The 23,183-nt window shown below is 54.4% G+C and carries 11 protein-coding genes; 9 read left to right on the top strand and 2 right to left on the bottom strand.

Going from position 1 to position 23,183, the window contains the following annotated elements:
- Positions 1-16: 16 nt before the first annotated feature.
- Entirely contained in the window at positions 17-910 is an 894-nt protein-coding gene (locus J2Y43_RS12055; protein ID WP_309982762.1) for an AraC family transcriptional regulator, read from the top strand.
- Here J2Y43_RS12055 and J2Y43_RS12050 read toward each other — a convergent pair.
- Positions 907-4,944 carry an ATP-binding protein gene (locus J2Y43_RS12050; RefSeq protein WP_309982760.1) on the bottom strand — a complete coding sequence of 1,346 codons (4,038 nt, stop codon included), beginning with the start codon at positions 4,942-4,944 and terminating at the stop codon, positions 907-909. The two genes, J2Y43_RS12055 and J2Y43_RS12050, sit on opposite strands and share 4 nt — an antisense overlap.
- A 147-nt stretch (positions 4,945-5,091) precedes the next feature.
- Here J2Y43_RS12050 and J2Y43_RS12045 point away from each other — a divergent pair, with 147 nt between their 5' ends.
- From J2Y43_RS12045 to J2Y43_RS12010, 8 genes are all read left to right on the top strand, one after another.
- Positions 5,092-8,754: a right-handed parallel beta-helix repeat-containing protein gene (locus J2Y43_RS12045; protein WP_309982758.1), complete on the top strand. Its 3,663-nt coding sequence runs from the start codon at positions 5,092-5,094 to the stop codon at positions 8,752-8,754.
- 150 nt (positions 8,755-8,904) lie between these two features.
- The gene (locus J2Y43_RS12040; RefSeq protein ID WP_309982756.1) at positions 8,905-9,540 is read left to right on the top strand and encodes an NUDIX hydrolase; all 636 of its coding nucleotides are present in this window, start codon (positions 8,905-8,907) and stop codon (positions 9,538-9,540) included.
- A 193-nt stretch (positions 9,541-9,733) separates the two neighbouring features.
- Positions 9,734-11,068 (top strand): sugar porter family MFS transporter, encoded by a 1,335-nt coding sequence (locus J2Y43_RS12035; protein ID WP_409014417.1) that lies wholly within the window; start codon positions 9,734-9,736, stop codon positions 11,066-11,068.
- A 24-nt stretch (positions 11,069-11,092) separates the two neighbouring features.
- Entirely contained in the window at positions 11,093-12,001 is a 909-nt protein-coding gene (locus tag J2Y43_RS12030) for a carbohydrate kinase (RefSeq protein WP_309982754.1), read from the top strand.
- Between the two features lie 32 nt (positions 12,002-12,033).
- The gene (locus J2Y43_RS12025) at positions 12,034-15,195 is read left to right on the top strand and encodes a TonB-dependent receptor (protein ID WP_309982751.1); all 3,162 of its coding nucleotides are present in this window, start codon (positions 12,034-12,036) and stop codon (positions 15,193-15,195) included.
- A 20-nt stretch (positions 15,196-15,215) separates the two neighbouring features.
- Positions 15,216-16,928 carry a RagB/SusD family nutrient uptake outer membrane protein gene (locus J2Y43_RS12020; RefSeq protein ID WP_309982749.1) on the top strand — a complete coding sequence of 571 codons (1,713 nt, stop codon included), beginning with the start codon at positions 15,216-15,218 and terminating at the stop codon, positions 16,926-16,928.
- Positions 16,929-16,936: 8 nt separating this feature from the next.
- Complete coding sequence (locus J2Y43_RS12015) at positions 16,937-18,439, top strand: glycoside hydrolase family 32 protein (RefSeq protein WP_309982746.1); 1,503 nt, start codon at positions 16,937-16,939, stop codon at positions 18,437-18,439.
- A gap of 81 nt (positions 18,440-18,520) precedes the next feature.
- On the top strand, positions 18,521-21,241 hold the full coding sequence (locus J2Y43_RS12010) for a substrate-binding domain-containing protein (protein ID WP_309982743.1): 2,721 nt from the start codon (positions 18,521-18,523) through the stop codon (positions 21,239-21,241).
- 85 nt (positions 21,242-21,326) lie between these two features.
- Here J2Y43_RS12010 and J2Y43_RS12005 read toward each other — a convergent pair whose 3' ends face one another.
- Positions 21,327-23,177 carry a RagB/SusD family nutrient uptake outer membrane protein gene (locus J2Y43_RS12005; protein ID WP_309982741.1) on the bottom strand — a complete coding sequence of 617 codons (1,851 nt, stop codon included), beginning with the start codon at positions 23,175-23,177 and terminating at the stop codon, positions 21,327-21,329.
- Positions 23,178-23,183: the final 6 nt, after the last annotated feature.

Here is a 23,183-nt window from a genome sequence, read left to right as displayed (position 1 = left end):
CGAACAGTGACGTTGCGTGGTTTTTTCGGTATTTTTACAGGTTAAGAAACAAAAGACACTGCATCAGCCCTTCGAAGTGTACGTAGCCGACATGGATTGCTGGAACGAGCGGCCATTGATCTACCACTTCTTCGAAATCGTCAGGATTATCGACGGAACCGGCACACGCGAGATCAACCGCAACCGGTTCGAGTACCACCCCGGCAGCATTTTCCTCTTCACGCCGCTCGATTGCCGCGGCTTCGACGTCGAGACGCCCACGCGGTTCTGCTCCATCCGGTTTTCGGAAGTGTTTTTATCCGAATACAAAACCGAACAGGACAAGGAACGCGTAATCGAATGGCTGAAACAGCTCGAAACCATATTCGCGCACCATAACCGGTTCGAAGAGCTCCTGATCCGCAACGACGGCGATTGCCGGATGATCGCCTCGCTGATCTCCCACCTCGTCACCGAATACGAGCAGCGGCAGGCAGGCCATGAAGAAAACCTCCGGCATTTGGTAACGCTGATCCTCAATGTAATTACCCGCAATGTGCATGACGGCCGCGCAGCCGACACCTCGGGCACGAAGCCAGCGCTGATCAACCGCCTGTTGCTGCATATCCAAAGGCACATCGCCGACCCCGAAAAGCTGCGCGTCGAATACCTGGCCGGGCAATTCAACCTGTCGCCCAACTATGTAGGCGAATATTTCCGCAAATACACGGGGGAAAGCCTGCAAAACTACGTCGCATCGTCGCGCGTTAAGCTCGTAGCACAGCGCCTCACCCAAAGCAACCTGACGATCAGCGAAATAGCGAATGAGCTGGGCTATACCGACGAAAGCCACCTCAGCCGCCAGTTTCGCAAGCACCACGGCACCAGCCCAACCGCCTTCCGGAAAGGGCTCGTCACAGCGGCCGTTTAAAGAATGCCATTGGCCGCAAACTCCCTCGGCGTCATGTTGTACAGATCGCGGAAGCATTTGGCGAAATAGGAAAGGTTATCAAAGCCCACCGCATAAGCTGCTTCCGACACCGTTACGCCGTCCGAAAGCAATGCAGCCGCTTTTTTCAGCCGGTAATTACGAATCAGCTCCACCGCCGAAAGGTCAACCAGCGTTTTGAGCTTCCGGTTGAGGCTGCTGTTGCTCATGCCGATCTCACGGATCAGCTCGGTCACCCCGAAATCGGGGTCGTCGAGGCGGGCATCGAGGATTTTGTATAACCTTTTCAAAAACGGGTCTGTGGCCTCCCCGGGACCTTCCGGCAATGCTACCGGCCCTGCGAAGCTCGCCCGCAAGCGCTCGTACAGGCGTGCCTGCCTGTCGAGCAGGTTACGTATGCGCAGGCGCAGCTCGGGCAGGTGAAAAGGCTTGGTAATGTAATCGTCCGCGCCGAGTTCCAGTCCCTCCACCCTGCTTTCCAGCGCCGATTTGGCCGTTAGCAGCACCACCGGAATATGGCTCGTTTCCAGGTTGGATTTAATGTGTTTACAAAAAGTATATCCATCCATTACCGGCATCATCACGTCGCTAATAATCAGGTCTGGCATGATTTCGGCGGCCATAACCAGCCCTTCCTCGCCATTCGCCGCGTGGTGAAACCGGTAATTTCCGGCCAGGCTGTCGGAAACAAACTCGGCTAGTCCCGCATTGTCCTCCACCAGCAGGATCTGCACCAAACGGGCCTCTTCACCCTCGGCAGCGCCATTTTCACCGGCGTTCGAGGCCACGGATCCGGCTGGCTGCCGGGCTTCATCGCGGCGGTAGGGTAAGCTCACCGTAAAAATGGTATCAAACCCTTCGGCACCGCTTTGGACCGAAACCCTACCTCCCTGCAAACCGACCAGTTCCTTCACAATGGCCAGCCCAATACCCGTACCTTCCTGGTAGCCAGCAGTTTGATCGACCTGGTAAAAACGATCGAAAATACGGTCCAGCTGCGCATCCGGAATCCGCGCTCCCGTATTCGCGACGGTGATTTCCGTCCCTTCCGAATGAGCCGCACCGAGTGTAACCAATATCCGCCCCGAGGCATTCGCAAACTTCACCGCATTGGACAGCAGGTTGGTGACAATCCTTTCCAGTTTTTCATGATCAAACCAGTAGTACCGGCTTTCAAGGCGGTTTTCAAACTCTAAAACCACATTTTTAGCCTCCGCAGCCATTTGGAAAGCACCGGTAAGCATTTCCACAAAATCCGGCAAATCGCCCCGGGCCACGTTGATATGCGTCGTACCGGCTTCCAGTTTGGAGAGATCGAGCAACTGATTGATGAGCCCCAGGAGCTGCCGCGCGTTCCGGTCGATCATAGAAAGGCGTTTGACATCTTTTTCCTGCCGCGTTTCTTCCAGCATTTGCGCGGTAGGCCCGAGGATCAGCGTGAGCGGCGTCCTGAATTCGTGGGTAATGTTGGAAAAAAAGCGGGTCTTCATTCCGTCGAGTTCACGCAGCTGCTCAGCCTCCCGCGCTTTCAGGTCCACTTCCTTTTGCTTAAAAACAATGGACTCCTGCATCCTGACGCGGTTGGTATATACCCTCAGCAATCCATAAACCACGCCGAGAAAAGCTACCAAATAGATCGCATAAGCCCACCAGGTTTGCCACCACGGCGGGTTCACCCGGATATGCAGCTCCCGCACTTCGGGACTCCACACGCCGAGCGTATTGGAAGCATTCAACCGCAATACGTAATCGCCTGGCCGGAGGTCGGTGTACCTGGTCACCGGCGTTTCGGTTTCAATCCAATGCTCGTCCACGCCTTCGAGCTGGTACCGGTAGCGGATTTTATCGCTGCGGTTGTATTGCATCGCCGCAAATTCGATGGTAAGGAAGTTCTGCCAATGCGCCAGGTCCAGTGCCTGCATGGCCGTCACGGGCAGCTCTCCGGCCGACCGACGCGGTTCCAGGGGTGCATTGTTAATGAAAATGCCCGTTATGTAAACCGGCGGACGATAATGGTCCTCGTTGGGTTGCTTTGAATCAAAAGCCGTGATTCCCTCCATCCCGCCCAGGAAAATGCGCCCGTCGGGCAATGCGAGGGCATGGAAGCGGTTGAACTCATCGGCCATCAGACCGTCCTCACGGGTGTAGGTGCGCGTACGCAAGGTTTTCCTGTTCACCTGCGACAGTCCCTGGTTGGTCGCCACCCACACATCGCCCCGCAGGTCGGGGATAGCTGCGTACACCACATTGTTAGGCAAGCCATTTTGCTTCGAAAGCCGCTCGCAATGGCCCGTACGCTTATCGAACCGGCACAGCCCGCCACCGAAAGTGCCTACCCACAGCAGGTTCTGGTCCAGCGGGTCCGCGAAAAGGCAATACAAATTATCACTGCTCAATGTACCCGCCCCTTGTCCGTAATGGCCGATCGCCCCGGTAGCTTTGTCGATACGGTACAGCCCCCGCACCGTCGTCGCCACCCAGAGATATCGCCTGTCGGCTACGATTTGAATAATCCCCGATTCGATTGCCGGGCGGACCGCGGTCGGTCGGGCCGCGATCGGTCGGACCGCGGTCGCCCTGGCCGCGGTCGCCCGAATAGCATACGGAAACCGCGTCCAGACACCATTTTTGTAAGAAAACAACAAACTGTCATGCATGGCCCACATCCTCCCGTCGGGGTCCTTCGCCAGGCTGATCGCCAGCTCCGAACGTTTAATATCCCTGATCTGCACCGGGAACGGAATACTCCTGATCGCGCGGCTGTTCAAATCCAGTTCAAAAAGCGGCGTCCGGCCGGCACTGAACCACATTTTCTGCGGGCTATCGAATGCGTAGCGGAAATTGTAAGAAAAAAGGTCGTCGGGCAGTTCGGCCATTTCGGCCGGCGGCACTTTCAGGAAGTCGCGCAGAAGGTCCGGAATAAAACCGGAGGAATAGGATTTCGTATTGAAATAGCTGGCCCTCAGGTTGTACTTCCGGATCCCCTGCCCGTTGGTACCTGCCCAAAGTACGTCGGAACGGTCAATATAGAGGCTCTTGAATTCGCCCACATCCGTCTGAACGGGAAATTCGGCAAGGCTATCATGCTTATCCAGCCGGTACAGGTGGTTCATTCTGAAAAAATAGATGTTACCCTTACTGTCGGTCACAATGGAATGCCGGTATTGGGCCTGGGTGTCCAAAACCAGTGCCCGCGTCTCGCCCTGGCCCGTCGCGGGGTCGAGCAACGCCATTCCCGCATTGTAAAGCAGCAGTAGGCGGCCGTCGCTAAGCTCGGTTAATGCGTTCACTTTCTGATCAATACCGCCAGCAAGTATCGCCGAGTGGTACGTTTCAAAATGATCGGTGCCCTTTTTTTGTATAAAGAGGCCTTGGTTGGTGACGGCCCAGATATTCCCGGCCCTATCCTCCTTCACAAAGCGAACGTGGGCATGCGCAATGGCGCTCGTATCGCCGTTCACCAGGTGGTACCCTTTTATTTTTTGGGTATTTAAATGAATGTAATCCAATCCGCCGCCATCCGACATCAGCCAGAGCCTGTGCTGGCTATCGGCGTACATATCTCTCAAAAACCGCTTGCCGAACTGTTTCTGATAGAATGCCTGGCGCGAAAAATTGACGAAAGTCTCGCGTACGGGGTCGAAGAGATCGATCTGCCCCTGGTCGGTGGTGATCCAGATTTTGCCTTCCGTGGTGATTTGCAGGTTTTCCAGCCCTAATGAGGAAAGCGACGTCTCCTGCGTGTCCGACGGTTGAAATACCCTGAAACTCCGACCGTCTCCACCACGGCCGTCGTAACGGCATAGCCCGTCGCGCGTGGCGAGCCACATAAAACCACGCTTGTCCTGCACAATACCGGGCACGAAACCCTGCGGCAGGCCTTGTTTGGCGGTAATGCTTTCGGGGACCGGAAAGCTTGCAGATTGCGCCGATGCTGCTGTCGGCAGACACCCGCTGCCAGCCAGCCCATACAGCACGAAAACGATTACCCGGCGGATCATGTAGAATTTCTTCAAATAGCGGCGCTTTGAGGCTAATTTACAATAAAACAGCCTTGTATGACGAAAAATGAATAGTTTCTGATTAAAAATTGACAATCGCCGAACACCTATTTATTCCATATTGCGGCCAAAAAATGATCACTCATCATTCCGGACCGCGCTATGAATACACAACTACTACGACCCCTTTTCACACTGTTTTGCGCACTGATGATCGCGACCGTCTCCCATGCGGCGGTGATTTACAATCACAACTTCAACAATAAGAACTTCTCGGCACCTACCTCGATCAACGCCAACATGACTGCCGTGTGGAGCGGGATTGGGGACACTCCTTACAGCCGCAACGACGGCAGCGACCCGGGAATGGCTTTGAACGCGCATAACCACGTGTATGTCCTTACAATTACGATGAAGGAGGGCTTTATGGCGGAAATCACGAGTATTTCGTTCCGGCGTTTTTCAGGTGACAATGCCACCATGCAGATCAAGGTTAATGAAGAAAATTACGGCACTACGTTCACCGCAACCAACACCCTGGCACTCATTACCCGTACCAAAACCGTATCCGAGCTGCGAAATCAAATCGTGATCAAGATCGCCGTTACAAACGGGAGTTATCCCAATTATTACTCGCACATCGACGATTTCACGATCAACGGTACGGTGTCCGCCTACGACCCCGCTGCCGAAGCGACGCCCGATGCCAATGGCGTACTGTACGTCGATGCTAATGTCGGTACACCGGGCGACGGCAGCAGCTGGAACCATGCACTTAAACGGATGTACTACGCCACCCGGGCAGCCGCAATGAAGCCGGCCATCAAACAAGTGTGGGTAGCAGGCGGCTCCTACCAAACCGAAGCGGAAAATACACCTATGACGCTCACCAACGAGGTCGCCTATTACGGTGGTTTTTCGGGCTATGAAAGCGATGTACGGGAGAGAGCGATTGCTTCGAACGCGACGGTATTAACGGGACAGGGAGGCACCGTGATAACCGTATCCGGTGCGGGCGCCTCAACGCGGCTCGACGGCTTCGTGATTACCGGCGGGACGGGCATGGCCGTCGGCGACGACCGGCGGGGCGGAGGCTTGCACGCGACCAACGCATCCCCGGTGATTGCCAACTGCATTTTCGGGGAGAACGCCACCGACCCTTCTGCCGCGGACGGAAAGGGTGGTGCGATTTACCTGCTCAATTCAAGTCCATTAATCATTCAATGCCTTTTTGCTTCCAATTCGGCCCAAGGCACTGCTTCCGGAAAAGGCGGGGCGATTTTTATCGACAATTCATCGCCCACGATAAGGAACTGCACATTTTCAGTCAATGAAGTGGGCGGCAACGCCACGCCGGGCAACGGTGGCGCATTGTATGCAATCGGCAGTTCGTCGCCCGTTATTGAAAACAGCATTATCTGGAACAATACCGACGCTGCTTCGCCGGGAGGTGTCAGCAGTATCGGCGGCAGCGGAACACCAGCCGTCTCCTACTCGCTCATTCAGGGAGGTTTTGCTGGCGGAACCAGCATTCTCGATACCGATCCGCAGTTTGAAAATGCGGGAGAAGGCAATTTCCGACAGCTGAAAGGCAGTCCCGTCACCAATGCCGGCAACCCGGCCACCGATCTTTCGGTATTCCCCAGAAATGCCGACGATACACCCGTCGCATTCGACGGCGACAGAAGGCTTACCAGTACTGCCATAGATCTAGGGCCGTACGAAGTAACCCCGAGCGCGATCTGGTATGTGAATGCCGCCAGCACCATTCCCGATCCATCGGGCGACAGCTGGGGCAATGCATTTGCAGATCTTCATGCAGCTTTTAACAACGCTTCGGACGGGGATCAGATCTGGGTAGCACGGGGAGAATACGAAACGGGCGGCATACAGCTTGCATTTATTCACGGGGTAAAAGTTTACGGCAGCTTCACAGGGACTGAAACCACGCTCGGCGAACGTCCCCTGCCCATTGCCCACGGAGACCCGGCTACCGCCACGGTGCTCACTTCCTCGGTTGGTCCGGCGATTATGAACTTCAACAACGGCCTCACCTATAACGACATTTTCGACGGGTTTACCATCAGCAATGTAATCGGCAGCGACGGCGGCGCAATGCGCAACGTGGGTGTTTCGTTGACCATTTCAAACTGTGCATTCCTGGATAATTATGCATCGAATGGCGGAGCTATCTACAACCACGCTGCTTCCGTGCAGATTACCAACACGCTATTCAGAGGCAATGGTGCGTCGTTTGGCAACGGTGGGGCCATTGCCAATACCAACGGCTCGAACGCCGTTTTGATCAATTGCCTCGTGACGAACAACTCTGGTCAGTTTGCCGGGGCCATTTTTAACGAAGGCTCCCAGCTAACGCTTCTCAACGCTACGATTGCAAACAACAGCCAGAGCAACAGTGGAACGATCAGCGGCTACAATGGCCCGGTAACCGTCCGCAACAGCATCATTTACGGCAACGGCAGCGGCATTACCAGCCAGGAAAGTATGATTTCGGTCACTTACAGCCTCGTGGAAGGCATGAATGCGAGCGATACCGACCATAACCTCGCCGGTACTACCAACCCGCAGTTCGCCGGTGAAACCGACTGGACGCTCCTGCCCTGCTCACCAGCCATTAACCGGGGTACCAACGAAGCTTTACCCGATCTCCTCAGCCCGCCAACCGACCTGGCCGGCAATGCGCGCATCTACAACTCGCAAACCGATATGGGCCCGTACGAGCTGCAAGCGGTCGTGGGCCCGGGCACATTACCCGCGAGCGGCGAGCAGGCTACGCTCCCGGTATATGCAGGTGCAACCGCCATAACCAGCGACTGCAAAACCTTCGGGCTCATTGAACCCACCGGTGCCCCCGGGGCGCTCGGCAATGTGACGGTGAAGGCATTTCTGGCAGCAGGCAATACCTTGTCGGAAGGAGAAAAAGTGTTTGTCAAAAGGCATTACGACATTACCCCTTCAGGGACAGACGGTCCGGCCAAAGTGACCCTGTTTTTTTCCAAACAGGACTTCGACGCCTACAACCAGGCTTACGGCAATGCCAACAATGCCTCCCTTCCTGCCAACCTGAAAGTGGTACAATACCATGGTACCAGCCCGTACGGCTTCCCAGGTACCTATTCCGGCCCTACGCAGCTGATCACGGACGTAACGGTAACCGAAAGCGAAGACCACACCATGTACCTCGTTTCGTTCGAGGTGACCGGGTTCAGCGGGTTCTTTATTTCAGGCCAATCCGAAGCGGCATTGCCCGTTACGCTCGTGTCGTTTCAGGCTAAAAAACGGGAGCAGGAGGCATATCTGCAATGGCAGACCAGCTCCGAAACCAACAGTGACCGCTTCGAGGTCGAGCGCAGCAGCGACGGCAGGCACTGGCACTACCTCGGCGGGGTGGCGGCCAAAGGCAACGAAGCAACCATTACCGACTACTCCTATACCGACGCCCTTCCACTAGCCGGTACCAATATGTACCGGCTTAAAATGATTGATCGGGAAGTGAACGGTCGGGCCGGGGACGGTCGGGCCCCTTTCTCATACAGCCGCATTGCCGTGCTGCATTTTGACGGGGAAAAGATGGCAGTCTATCCAAACCCTGTCATCGATGTCCCGGTGGTTCATTTAAAAGGATTGAAACCCGAAAACATCCGGAACATCAGGGTGTTCGATACGCGTGGAACACTTTTGGTAAGACCTGTTATGCAGCATGGCGGCATCGACATCCGTGGACTGGCGCCCGGAACTTACACGGTTGAAATCGAAACGACCGGCGGCAACCGGCAAAGCGTTCAACTCGCAGTGACGCAATAATTTTAAAAACGGCAATACTCAACGTTCATAAGGCAGGGGCAAGCAGGATTGAATTCAGACAAATGTTTCAGATATTCGCCGGTGACTTATTTCACCGGCCATCTGACTCAGCTGGTACGGATCAATCTACGCTTGTCCTTTTTCATTCCTATGTCCACAAATCTCTGGCTGGCTGCTGTTAAACGCATTCTGGCATTGTCGCAAACCGGCCTGGCCTTCCAACCCGGCGAATACGACCGCGAACGTTACGAGGAAATCCGGCAGATCAGCCTCGACCTGCTCGCCCACATCAGCAATGCGCCCGTAGAACAGATTATCAGCCTGCTGCCCCACGAGATAGGCTATGTGACGCCGAAGGTCGATATCCGCGCCGTGATTTTCCGGGGCACCGATGAAATATTAATGGTGCAGGAAAAAATCGACAACGACCGCTGGACATTGCCCGGCGGCTGGGCGGATGTGGGCTACACGCCGTTTCAAGTGGCGGTAAAAGAAGTATTCGAGGAAACCGGCCTGCACGTGGAAGCCGTACGGCTGCTGGCGGTATTGGATAAAAGCAAACACGACCACCCCGAGGAGCCCTGGTATGTTTACAAATTCTTCATCCTATGCCGCATTACCGGCGGCGAAATCCTGGAACAAACCAACGAAACTTCCGGAGTGGGCTGGGTGAAGTTCGATCAATTGTCCGGATTGGATTTGTCGGTTAACCGGGTTACCTATTCGCAGATCGCCCAGCTGCTTCCCTTTGCGGCCGATCCGGGTTTGCCGGTTTTATGTGACTGAAAGGTGATGAAACATTTCCTGAAAACCTTGAAGCAAATTTAAAAACGGCCTCTTTTTAAATTAATATAAAAACCTCAAAAACAAATAGTTAAATACAAATCCGTTCCATTTAAAATTTAAAAACATTTGGTACGGATTCGAAAATAGTTTGCCCGGAGAGCCGGTAGCTTCGTCAGAAATTAATTCAACAATCATGACAAGCAAAAAGGTAATCTTCTGGGCATTCACAGTCGCGCTGGGCGGTTTTTTATTCGGTTTTGATACGGCGGTCATTTCGGGCGCGGAGAAATCGATCCAGCAGCTGTGGGGCCTCACTACGGTGCAGCACGGGTTCACAGTTTCCATCGCATTGATCGGCACCGTCCTCGGATCGCTCACAGGCGCTATCCCCTCCGAGCGTTACGGGCGTAAGTACACGCTCTTCGCTATCGCTGTCCTTTACCTGCTGTCATCGATCGGCTCGGCACTCGCCTCCGACTGGATTTCCTTTCTCATTTTCCGCTTCCTCGGCGGCATCGGCGTCGGCATTTCGTCGGTTACCGCTCCATTATATATATCCGAAATTTCCCCTGCCAATTCGCGCGGGCGGCTGGTAGCGATGTTCCAGTTTAATGTGGTACTGGGCATTCTGATCGCCTACCTGTCCAACTTCCTGCTGGTAGGCATGGGCGACAACGACTGGCGCTGGATGCTGGGTGTGCAGGCCGTTCCTTCATTGATTTTCCTGGTGGCCATCCTTTTTGTACCCGAAAGCCCCCGCTGGCTCATCGTGAAACGCGGTCGGGTGGAAGAAGCTCGGCAGATCTTGTCCATCGCCAATGGCGGCATCGACGTGAGCGGCATTGTATCCGACATTCAGAATTCGGCTAGCGCGAGCACCCAGTCTAACAGCAGCGCTTCCATTTTTTCATCCCAATACAAATTACCGCTCGTACTGGCGCTGCTTTTTGCCTTTTTCAACCAGGTTTCGGGCATCAACGCGATCATCTATTACGCGCCGCGCATTTTTGAAATGGCCGGGTTGGGCAAAAGTTCGGCACTATTGTCGTCCGCCGGTGTGGGCCTGGTCAATTTCTGCTTCACGTTCATTGCCATTAACCTCATCGACCGTTTCGGTCGCCGCACGCTGATGTTCATCGGTTCGTTCGGGCTGATCGCCACTTTGGGGCTGGTAGCGCAGGCATTTTACAGCGGTAACCTGGGCGGATACGCGGTGCCGGTGTACCTGTTCATTTACATTGCCTTCTTCGCATTGTCGCAAGGCGCGGTAATATGGGTATTTATTTCTGAGATTTTCCCTAACCAGGTGCGCGCAGCGGGGCAGTCGATGGGCAGCTTCATGCACTGGCTGCTGGCGGCGGTAATCGCCTTCACATTCCCGTACATCGCCGAAACGCTCGGCGGCGGCAACACCTTCATGATCTTCTGCGGTATGATGGTACTCCAACTGCTGTTCGTCTGGAAGCTCATGCCCGAAACGAAGGGCACCTCCCTCGAACAGATCGAAAAGACATTAATCCTTCACTAAAATCTCCACTTTAAACGATTACATATGACACCGAAACTGACTGTTTTTGGAGAAGTGCTCTGGGACGTGCTGCCCGATGCACGCCTGGCGGGCGGGGCTACCATGAACGTCGCCGCACACCTGCAGCGCTACGGCATGGACGTGGCCTTCATCAGCCGCGTCGGACACGACGAGCTGGGCGCGGAGCTGCTCACATTCATGGCGCAGCATGGCCTCGATACCCAATGGGTGCAAACCGGCGAAACGCATTTGACCGGCATTGCCAAAGCCAACGTGTCGGACAGCAACGAGGTTACCTACAAAATCCTGCACCCCGTGGCCTGGGACTACATTCAGTTCGACGCGGCCGCTGCACAGCAGGTTGCTGAAAGCGATTTCTTCGTGTACGGCACGCTCGCCGCACGTGACCGCACCTCGCGCGAGACGCTCCTGCGCTACCTAACCCCTGCGCCAGTCCGCGTATTCGACGTGAACCTGCGCCCGCCGCATTACTCGCGCGAGCAAGTACTGGAACTGCTTGGCTTTGCCAGCATTGTCAAAATGAACGAGCATGAGCTCCGCGAGGTAACTGGCTGGCTTACGACCTTCGAAAACGAAAAACAGGCCATGGCGTACATCCTCGACCGCTTCAAACTCGATATGTTCGTGCTCACGTGCGGAGCGGAAGGCGCCATGGTGCTTACCGGCAGCGGGGAATTCCACCAGCATCCGGGATTTACGGTGGAAGTGGCCGATACCATCGGCAGCGGCGACGCATTCCTCGGCGCATTCCTCTACCAGACCGCCACGGGTCATCCGCTTGCCGAATCCCTCGAATTTGCCTGCGCCGCCGGTGCATTCGTAGCCGGTAAGGCCGGTGCATTGCCCACGTTCAGCGAAACCGACATTCAGGAGTTTATTCACGCACAGCGGCTGCTGCCTATAATCCACTGATTACCAATTCACGCTCTTTAATCGAAAACATTATGAGAAAAATTTTACTGCTGGTGGCCCTCGCGGTCGCCTGCGTGGTGCAACTGCCCGCTCACGCGCAAAACAGGGCACAGATCAAGGGCGTCGTCAAGAGTACCGACGGCGAGCCGCTTCCCGGTGTGAATGTTCTTGAAAAAGGGACTTCCAATGGTGCCGTTACCGATGTTTCGGGTGCTTACACTGTATCGCCTGCTGCAAATGCGACATTGGTATTCTCCTACATTGGAATGCAAACGAAAGAAGTAGCCGTAGGCAACCAGACGACCATTAACGTTACCCTCGATTACGACCAGAAAAGCCTCAACGAGGTGGTAGTAGTGGGTTATACTTCTTCCAAAAAAGAGGACCTCACCGGCGCCATTGCCGTGGTGGATATGGCGCCCTTGAAAAACATCAGCTCCGGTAATCCGATGCAGGCATTACAGGGTCGCGTGCCGGGTTTGTACATCGAAAAAACCGGCTCGCCGAATGGTACCAACTCCCGGATCCTCATCCGCGGCGCCAACACCCTCGGCAATACCGATCCGCTCTACATCATCGACGGCGTGCCTACCAAGCGGCCGGAGGTGTTCCAGGGGCTGAACCCGAACTCGATCGAGTCGATCCAGGTGCTGAAAGATGCTTCGGCATCGTCCATTTACGGATCGCGGGCTTCCAACGGGGTGATTATCATTACCACCAAAAACGGCGCAAATAGCAACGGCAAGATCAATATCGACTTCAATACCAGCATTTCGACGCAATCGGAGAAGTATGCGCGATTCAAAATGCTGAATGCGGTGGATCGCGGGCGTGCATTGTGGCAGGCATCGGTGAACGATAAAGTGAATCCCGAGGATGGCTACGGCGCATTGTACCAGTTCGACTGGAATAAGGATTTCACGAACCCCATATTAAATGGTGTAAAAGTACAGCCGCTCGTGGGAGGCAACGCCAACATGCCCGCAGGCGATACCGACTGGCAGAAGGTAATGTACAAAACCGGCATCGTGACCAACAACGAGCTTACGATTTCGGGCGGCAATGGTACTTCTTCATTGCAGATTAATTTGGGTTATTACAAAAACACCGGAATGCTCCGCTATACCGACTACGACAAGATCAGCGGGCGCATCAACGGCCTTACCAGCGCATTCGACGGTAAACTGAAAATCGGGGCGAACATGCAGCTTGCCTCTTCCAACGAAACCCTCGCTTCCACGGACATCGGCGGCGCGGCTACACCCGGCCTGGCGGTTACTCTGGCGCCTACCATTCCGGTGTATGCCAAGGACGGTTCCTGGGGCGGTGCCATCGGCTCGGGCTACTCCGACCGCAATAACCCGCTCCACATGCAGGAGATCAACAAGTGGGACAATGCACACCGGCTTACGCTGTTCGGTAATGTGTTTGTGGAAATCCAGCCATTCAAAAACTTCTTCCTCAAAACCAGTCTCGGTGCCGATAATGCGGCCTACCGCTTCAAAAACATTGAACAATCCTTCGAAGAAGGCTCATTCGGCCGTGCTAATAACAGCCTGACGATCGACCAGAACCGCTACCTGAGCATTACCTGGTCCAACACCGCCCGTTACAACCTCGACCTAGGCAACAACCATTTCAAGTTCCTGGCGGGTATCGAAGCCATTAAAAACGACTCCGATTTTGAAATAGCCAGAAAAGAAGGCTTTGCCGTGCAAACCAAGGAGTATTTTGTATTGAATGCAGGTACTGGCAATACTAACGTGACCGGTTCCGGCTCCGGCAGCAGGCTGCTTTCGCAGTTTGCCCGCATCGATTATGGCTTCTCGGACCGCTACCTGGCCGCAATCACCATCCGTCGTGACGGCTCTTCCCGCTTCGGCTCCGCGAATGCTTACGGTATTTTCCCGGCGGCTTCGGTGGGCTGGCGCATCGATAAGGAGCAGTTCTTCAAAGGCGTAACCAAGATAAGCAATCTGAAACTGCGGGCCGGGGTCGGCAGAGTTGGTAACCAGGAGATCGGTGACCTCGCCCGCTTTGGATTGTACGATACCCGCTACGGTGCGCGGCAATCGCAGTTCCCGAACGGCCATAACAGCTTTTTCGACCAGTTCTATAACATCGGTACCGCCTACGACCTCAACGGCGCCAACACCGGCAACCTGCCTTCCGGCTTCGTATCGATCCAGGGTGCGAACCCTAATTTGAAGTGGGAAACTACCGATGAAGCCAACTTCGGGCTCGATTTCGGGCTGTTCGACGGCATGATCCAGGGCTCGTTCGACTACTTTACCCGCAAAACCAGCGATATCCTGATCACCCCGCCGGTAGCTTCGGCCGTGGGCGAAGGGCAGCTGCGGGTATTGAATGGCGCGGCCAAGTCAAACAGAGGTTTTGAATTCTCGGCAGGCTACTACGCTCGGCCAAAAGGCGATTTCACCTACAATGTGATGGCCGGTGTGAGCCGCTTCCGCGACAAGATCACCGCCCTGCCCGAGGAAGTGCGTGCAGCCTACCCGGGTAATGCGATCCAAACGATCCTCGGCCATTCCCAGTTCGATTTGTTCGGTTATAAAACCAATGGTCTCTTCCAGAACCAGGCCGAAGTGGACGCCGCTCCCACGCAGGTGGGCGCAGGCCCGGGCCGCATCCGCTATGTGGACACGAACGGCGACAACCGCATCGACGACCTCGACCGTGTCTTTTTCGGCACTACTTTGCCGGCATTTGAATATAATTTGAAAGTGGAGGCATTCTACAAGTCGTTCGACTTCTCGATCTTCGGATCGGGCATCGCAGGCCGGAAGGGTTTCGATATTTATACCTTCTATAACAACTTCATCCGCGGCCGCGAGAATGTAGGCCCGGGCGTATTCGATGCCTGGTCGCCGACCAACACGGGTTCCAAAATCCCTGCCTTGTCGCTTTCCGATGCCAACAACGAGACGCGTTCTTCGGATTATTTCAATGTAAACACTTCCTATTTCAAACTGCGCAACATCCAGCTGGGCTACGCGCTAAGTTCGGAACTGATCCAGAAAATCAAACTGCAACGCGTGCGGATGTACCTGATGGCCGAAAACCTGTTCCTCATCAAATCGAAGCAGTTTAGCGGTCCTGATCCGGAGCGGACAGACATTAATGCCATCCCGATCCCCCGGACATTCACATTTGGTTTGAACATTTCTTTCTAATCCTGAAAAAGCGCATTGTTATGAAAAGCAAATACATATTCGGTCTGATCGCCAGCGGCACGTTGCTGATCACCACCTCCTGTAACGATTTCCTCGACTACCAGCCCCAGGGGCTGCTGTCGTCGGAGAATATCAAATCGGCCTCCGCAGCGGAATCGCTCGTGACGGCGGCCTATGCCGGCATCGGCAACGACGAAATGATCGGCCCCATGACGAGCATGTGGGTGTACGGCAGCGTACGCTCGGATGACGCCTACAAGGGCGGCGGCGGCGTGTCCGACGTGGCGGAAATAGATTTTTACGAGCACTACAACCTCACCCGCCCCGACTTCGGCTGGATGCACCCCTACACATGGGAGAATTTTTACAAAGCCATTTCCCGCGCCAATGCCGCGCTCACGAGCCTCAATTCGTTGACCGACGCGGAGTTTCCGCTCCGTGCTACCCGCATTGCCGAAATGCGCTTCCTCCGGGGGCACTCGCATTTTATGCTCAAAATGTTGTTCAAGAATGTGCCTTACATCGATGAAAAACTGTCGAGCGACGACATTCTGAAAGAGTCGAACGTACGGTATAACAACGACGAGCTTTGGAATAAAATCGGGGAAGATTTTCAGTTTGCGGTCGACAACCTGCCGCAAAAACAGGCGCAGATCGGGCGGGCCAATAAGCTCTCAGCCTCCGCTTACCTGGCGAAATTGCGCCTTTTCCAGGCCTATGAGCAGGATGCCAACCACAAAGTGACGGGCATTAACAAAAATCGCTTGCAGGAAGTGGTAACCCTCACCCAGGCCGTCATCGCATCCGGCCAGTACAGCCTGCAACCCGATTTCGCCGAGAATTTCATTGCTGAAACCGAGAACGGCCCCGAATCCATTTTCGCAATCCAGTACTCGATCAACGATGGTACCGCGGCTGGCCGCCTTAGCTACGTGACCGGCCTAAATTACCCGCACGGCGCACCGCAATACGGCTGCTGCGGCTTCCACCAGCCGAGCCAGAACCTGGCTAATGCCTACCGCACCGATGCGAATGGCTTGCCGCTGTTCGAGACATTCAATGACAAAAATGTGGATTTCAACAGCGAAACCGTCGATCCGCGCGTGGACCACACCATCGGTATCGACGGCCACCCTTACAAATACGACGCCACCAAGCCATTCAGCAACAGCTGGGTGCGCGACCCGGGTGTGTATGGATTTTTTCATACGATGAAAGAACAGCAGTTGGCTACCAGTTCGTCGTATCATAAAGAAGGACCGTTTATCGGAAGCTCCAAGAATATTGACATTATCCGCTACGACGACGTGTTATTAATGCAAGCCGAAGCGTATATTGAACTTGGACAGCATGCGCTGGCGTTGCCGCTCATCAACCAGATCCGCAAACGCGCGGCGGCGAGCACCGGACGGTTGAAAAAGACGGATGGGACATTGCCTTCTAAATACAATATCAAAGAATACAGTGCATCCGGCTGGACGCAGGATTACGCCAGAAAGGCGCTCCGCTGGGAAAGAAGGCTCGAATTTGCAACCGAAAGCCCCCGTTTCTTCGACCTCGTACGCTGGGGCATTGCCGAGCAAACGCTGAATGCTTATCTTGAAAAGGAGAAAGTAAGAAGGCCATTCCTCGCGACGGCGAAATTCACTGCTGGAAGAGATGAATACCTACCCATTCCGCAGCGGGAGATCAGCTTTACGAAGGGGCTTTATGTTCAGAATCCTGGTTACTAAATTTAAATATGAAAAAAATCTCACTACTCGCCGCACTGCTACTCGCTTACGTCGCAAACGCCCAGGACGTCCCTGAAAAGTACCGTCCCCAGTTCCATTTCTCTCCGAAAGCGCACTGGATGAACGATCCTAACGGGATGCTGTTTCACAACGGCACTTACCATTTGTTCTACCAATATTACCCCGAGGCCAAAATATGGGGCCCCATGCACTGGGGCCATGCCACGAGCAAGGATATGGTGCATTGGAAAGAACAGCCCATTGCACTCTATCCCGACAACCTCGGCTACATTTTCTCCGGCAGCGCTGTGGCCGATGTGAACAATACCTCCGGGTTCGGGAAGGACGGCAAAACACCGCTGGTAGCGATTTTTACACACCATAACCCTGTTTTAGAAAAGCAAAAAACCGGCCGCCACGAGTACCAGAGCATTGCATACAGCCTCGACGACGGTGTTACCTGGACCAAATACAGCGGCAACCCGGTGCTCCCCAACCCGGGCATCACCGATTTCCGCGACCCGAAAGTGCGCTGGTATGAGCCTCAGAAAAAGTGGATCATGACGCTCGCAACCAAAGACCGCATTACGTTCTACTCCTCCCCCGACCTCAAAAGCTGGTCGAAAGAAAGCGAGTTCGGGGCCGATGCGGGCGCGCACGGAGGCGTGTGGGAGTGCCCCGACCTGCTCCCGCTCACGCACGAGGGCAAGCAGGTGTGGCTGCTGATCGTCAATATCAACCCGGGCGGCCCCAATAAGGGCTCTGCGGGGCAGTATTTCCTTGGCGATTTCGATGGAAAAACATTCACCGCGTATTCCAAAGAAACCAAATGGCTCGACTGGGGTGCCGATAATTATGCCGCCGTCACCTTCTCCAACACCGGCAACCGATCTCTGCTGATGGGCTGGATGAGCAACTGGCAATATGCCAATCAGGTACCTACCGACCCCTGGCGCAGCGCCAACACCATTTCCCGCGAACTGGGTCTCAAAACCGTGGGTAAGGAGCTGTACCTGACCTCCGTGCCGGCCAGGGAACTGGAAAGCATTAAGGGTGAAGGTTATTCCAAAAAGAACCTGACCGTGAAAGCACCGGTCGACCTGGCGCCTAAGGGCGGCAATGCATCGGGCTTATTCAGGCTCGACCTCAAAACCGCAACTGCCGGCGATTTTGAACTCGTGTTGTCCAACAAAACCGGCAATGAGCTCCTGATCGGCTACGACAAGGCAAGCAATCAATATTACATCGACCGCTCAAAATCAGGCAAAATCGATTTCGAAGCGGGTTTCGGGCAAAAACATACGGCACCGAGGTTATCCAAAGACGGTAAAATTGCCTTGACGCTCGTCGCTGATGTTGCATCCGTGGAGCTTTTCGCGGATGGCGGACTTACCGTGATGACGGATATTTTCTTCGCCGACACGCCGCTTTCCGATCTGACTATCAAGTCCGCAAAGGGCATTCAGGTGGAGGAAGTGCAGTACCATGTATTGAAACCCTCGATCGAGTAGCCACCAGGCCGTAAATAGAGCTGCCGTGGTAGTATCCCCGGCAGCTCTATTTTGTATTATATTTGAAATACAATTTATCCTATGAGATTCGCGCTGATCGCTTTCCTGTTGCTGACTTTGTTTGCGGGCTGTGCCGAAAAACAGGGAGATGCGTATGTCATCGGGTTCTCCCAATGCACCGGCGACGATGAATGGCGGCGTGCCATGCTCGACGGTATGCAGCGCGAGCTTGCATTTCATAACAATGCAAAACTAATTTTCAAGGATGCACATGCCAATAGCGCGGTGCAGGTGAAGCAGATCGAAGAACTGCTCCAAAGCGGCATTCAGCTGCTGATTGTTTCGCCCAACGAGTCTGACCCGCTTACCCCGGTGATTGAGAAGGCCTATCGAAAAGGTATTCCCGTAGTGGTGGTCGACAGGCGCACATCTTCGCCTTATTACACGGCTTACGTGGGCGGGGACAATTACCAGGTAGGCAAAACCGTGGGTGAATATGCCGCCACATTGCTGGGCGGCAAGGGCAAGATGATCGAAGTTACCGGCCTGCCCCGCTCCTCGCCTGCCTCCGACCGCCACCGCGGCCTCGTGGACGCGCTCGCCACCCGGCCGGGCATTCAGCGCGTGGCGACATTGAATGGCCAGTGGGAAAAGGATATTGCCAAAAAAGAACTTCGTAAAGCCCTTCCCAATTTCCCTGACCTCGACCTCATCTTTGCGCAGAATGAGGTAATGGCCAAAGGCGCGCGGGAGGTTTGCAACGAAATTTTCCCCGAACGCAAGATCCGCGTGATCGGCGTCGACGGGCTACCGGGGCAATTCGGGGATATTCAAATGGTGTACGACGGCCAGATTACCGCCACGGCACTTTACCCGACCGGTGGCGAGGAAGCCGCCAGGGTGGCGATGAATATTCTGCAAAAACAGCCCTACCAGAAAGAGAACCTGCTGCAAACCGCCATTATCGACTCGTCGAATGTGCGGATGATCAAAATGCAGACCGACAAGATGATCTCCCAGCAGAACGACATCGAACGCCAGCAGGCGCGGATCGACGAACAGCTGGAAATCTACCACACCCAGCGCGGGCTGCTGTACGTCATGACCGGCCTGTTCATCGTTTCGATCATTCTGGGCTCGGTTGCATTGTATTCGTTGATTGAGAACAAGAAGATCAACAAAGAGCTGAATTCCAAAAACACTGAAATCCTCATCCAACGCAACCGCATTCAGGACATCGCCGAAAAAGCACAGGAAGCGACCGAATCCAAATTCAGGTTTTTCACCAATATTTCACACGAATTCAGGACGCCGCTGACGCTCATTCTGGCGCCTGTGGAAGAGCTTTTAAAGCAAAAAAACGAGAGCGCGGCCGTTAAAAAGAACCTCTCCCTGGTCCAAAAGAATGCCAGGCGGCTGCTGTGGCTCGTCAACCAGCTCATGGATTTCCGCAAGATCGAGAGCGGCAAGATCCGCTTGCAGGTGACGGAAAACGACATTGTAGCGTTCATCAGCGAGTTGATGCTGCCATTTGAACAGGTGGCTAAAAAACGAAGGATCGATTTCCGGCTGATCACCCCACTTAGCCGGTTGAATGTCTGGTTTGACCGCGATATGATGGACAAAGTGTTGTTCAACCTGCTTTCGAATGCATTTAAGTTCACCGCCGACTGGGGGCATATCTACATTCATATCAGCCAATCGGCCGATGAAGTGACCTTCAAAGTACAAGATAACGGCTCAGGGCTCAGCGAGGCTGATATGGCAGGGGCATTTGAAATGTTTTATCAAGGGAAAAACTCCATTAAAGGTACCGGTCTCGGCTTACCGCTTTCGCGCGAGTTTGTGGAATTGCACCAGGGCACCATCGCCGCCGACGGCAAAAAAGGCGAAGGCGCCACATTCACCGTTACATTACCGCTCGGAAACGCCCATTTCCAGCAAGAAGACATTGCCGATCCCGCTGCCGGCACCATCGAAAAGTCGGTTGCCTGGACGGACACCGGAGCGGATACACCCGTTCAAACCGCGCTCACTGACCCCAAAGATCTCCCCACTGTGGTAGTGATCGAGGATAATGAAGATTTGCTCGGTTTCATGACAGCCCTTTTACAAAACCAATACGAGATTGTAACGGCTACCGACGGCAAGGCCGGGCTGGATCAATGCTTCGACACCGTCCCCGACCTGGTTATCTGCGACGTGATGCTGCCTAGCATGGACGGCTTGCAGATCACATCCACCCTCAAAGCCGATATGCGTACCTCACACATCCCCGTGATCCTGCTCACCGCCAAAAATACGCCTGAACAGCAGGTCGAGGGCATGCAGGCACGCGCGGACATGTACATGACCAAGCCATTCAGCCCCCAATTTTTACAGGAAAGCATGCGTAGCCTGCTGACCAACAGACAACTGCTGCAATCCGCACAAGTGGGTCGGAATATCGGAGACACCGAAACCGGGCTGTCCCGTCTCGATAAGAAGTTCGTCAACGAGCTGCGCGCGCTCATCGTTTCGCGCCTCGGCGACCCTACCCTCACCGTGGAATCCATCGGCAAGGAAATGGGCCTGTCGCGCGTGCAGCTTTTCCGCAAAACAAAAGCCCTGCTCGGCGGCGGCACCAACGACCTCATTCTTAACCTCCGCCTTGAAAAGGCCTGCACCCTGCTCCGCAACCCCGACCTCACCGTCGCAGAAATTGCCGACCAGACCGGATTTACCTCTCAGAGCTATTTTTCCACGGTTTTCAAAACCCGGTTTGGCGTATCGCCGAAGGATTGGCGGTTGGTGAAGAGTTGAGAAAGAATTAGAAAAGGCTCAAAAAAAGCGCAGAATCCGACCGTTGTCAGATCTGCGCTTTTCTTCAACTTCTATAAGTAACCGTTTACAGTCCCTTGGCTGGGATCTCGGTCAATGGCGGTACGTTGTTCTGGAAGCCGTTGTAACCTTTGTTCTGGTTGATCCGTCCCTGGGTGTTTCCATCGATTGCCGGTTGCGGAACTGGCCAGAGCACGTGGTATGGGCTCATGGTGTACTCGTCGGCATGCCGTGTTTTAACACCTTTGTTATAGAAATCGCTTTTCTCCATGATGCGGTCATAGAAATAGTTGTTCTCGGAGAAAGATGCCATGTTATAAATCTTACCGTTCGGTGCGGGTTTGCCGGTCATCGCGAAAATATACGCAACACGGGTCAGCTCGGTCTTGCGCGGCTCTTCGAAATACAACTCACGCGCACGCTCGTCGAGTACGGTACCGATGTTTACATCCGCAGGCTTGTAAGGATCGCAGTTGGCACGGGTGCGCACGGCATTGATATCCTTCGCAGCATTCACCATGTCGCCTTTCCAAGCATAGGCTTCCGCGCGGAGCAGGTAGGTTTCCGCCAAACGGAACACGTACCAGTCGGTGTTACCACCGTTTGGCTGTACTTTCAAAGGATCCTCGATGTACAGTTTATAGCTCGGCCAGTCGAACCAGCAGCGGATTGTGTCAATCGTCAGTAGCGCACCGGCGTCGTTCCTTAGTTGAAGGTGCTTGCCGTAGTACGGGTCGTTCAGCTTCGATTTCAAATCCGGGTGGTTGTAAAGAATATCCTCCATCCGGGTCCAGTTACCGGGAGCGTGGCGAAGGTCTTTTTTATCATCCCAAACACCTTCCTGCGAATAGTAGGTCGGGCGTACGCGACCGATGCCGCGACCAAGGGTAGTCACCTGATCGATCTCGATCTTTGCCACATCGCTGGTTCCGCGGTTTCCAGCCGGGGTAGTGATGTTGTTATGCCAGAACGGAACGGTATTACGCATCAGCTGAATACCGCCGTCGATGTTACCGTCGATGCTCACGCGGTCGATTACCATCATGAGGCCTTCCGTGTTGGCTCCGATGGACTTGTTGGCCGGGCGGTGCAAATCCCAGATCACATTGCGATCAGGATTGTTGACGTCCACCCCGAAGCGGGACGTCATGAGCTTGTGTGTTCCGCCGTCGATCACATTGCTGGCCGATTTGATGGCATCGTCGAACAAGCCGAGGGCGAGGTTCACTTTGGTCAGCAAATGGCTCACCGAACCTTTATTAACCGTCCCCTTATCCGTAACGGCAGGCACCCATTTTTCGGCAAATTCGAGGTCTTCCTTCATTTTTTTCAGGATCACCTCACGCTTGGTCGTTTGAAAATCCAGTTTCGGGCCCACGATCTCGTCCAGGATCAGCGGAACATCCCCGAATTGCTGCGTAAGCCGGTAGTACCGCGCCGCACGGTGGAAGTAAGCGGCTCCAAGCAATGCGTTTTTCTCGGCATCGTCCTTATAGTTGGTAGGCTGATTGATCCTTGAAATCACCACATTAGCATATTTCACCCCTTTAAAACCTTCGCTCCAGTACCAGCCTATTTTGTTGTAGTCGCCGCTGTTAAGCTGGGCATCCGGCGTAATCAGCAGGTTCAGGTTCTGTGCCGGCCCCGACTTGTCGGTGGTACCCTCCACGGCGATATCCGAGAAAATCGATTCGGTCACCATCGGAGGCGCGTCGCCGTACCATTCCAGGCGCATATTCCTTTCGCAGGCTACAATCGCCGCCCGTAAACCGCCGACGTCGTTGAACGTTTCGTCCGGGTTATAGAACGACAATGGTTCCGGCGCCAGCCAGCCATCCTTGCAGCTCACGACCGTCAATCCCATCAGCACGCAGGATACGGTCAGAATTCTTTTTGATTTTTGATATATGGTATTCATTTTGAC

The organism is Dyadobacter sp. BE31 (assembly GCF_031457695.1).
In the GTDB taxonomy this organism is placed as follows: Bacteria; Bacteroidota; Bacteroidia; order Cytophagales; family Spirosomataceae; genus Dyadobacter.
The sequence above is the reverse complement of the archived record's forward strand: the minus strand, read 5'-3'. Positions and strand labels throughout refer to the sequence as shown.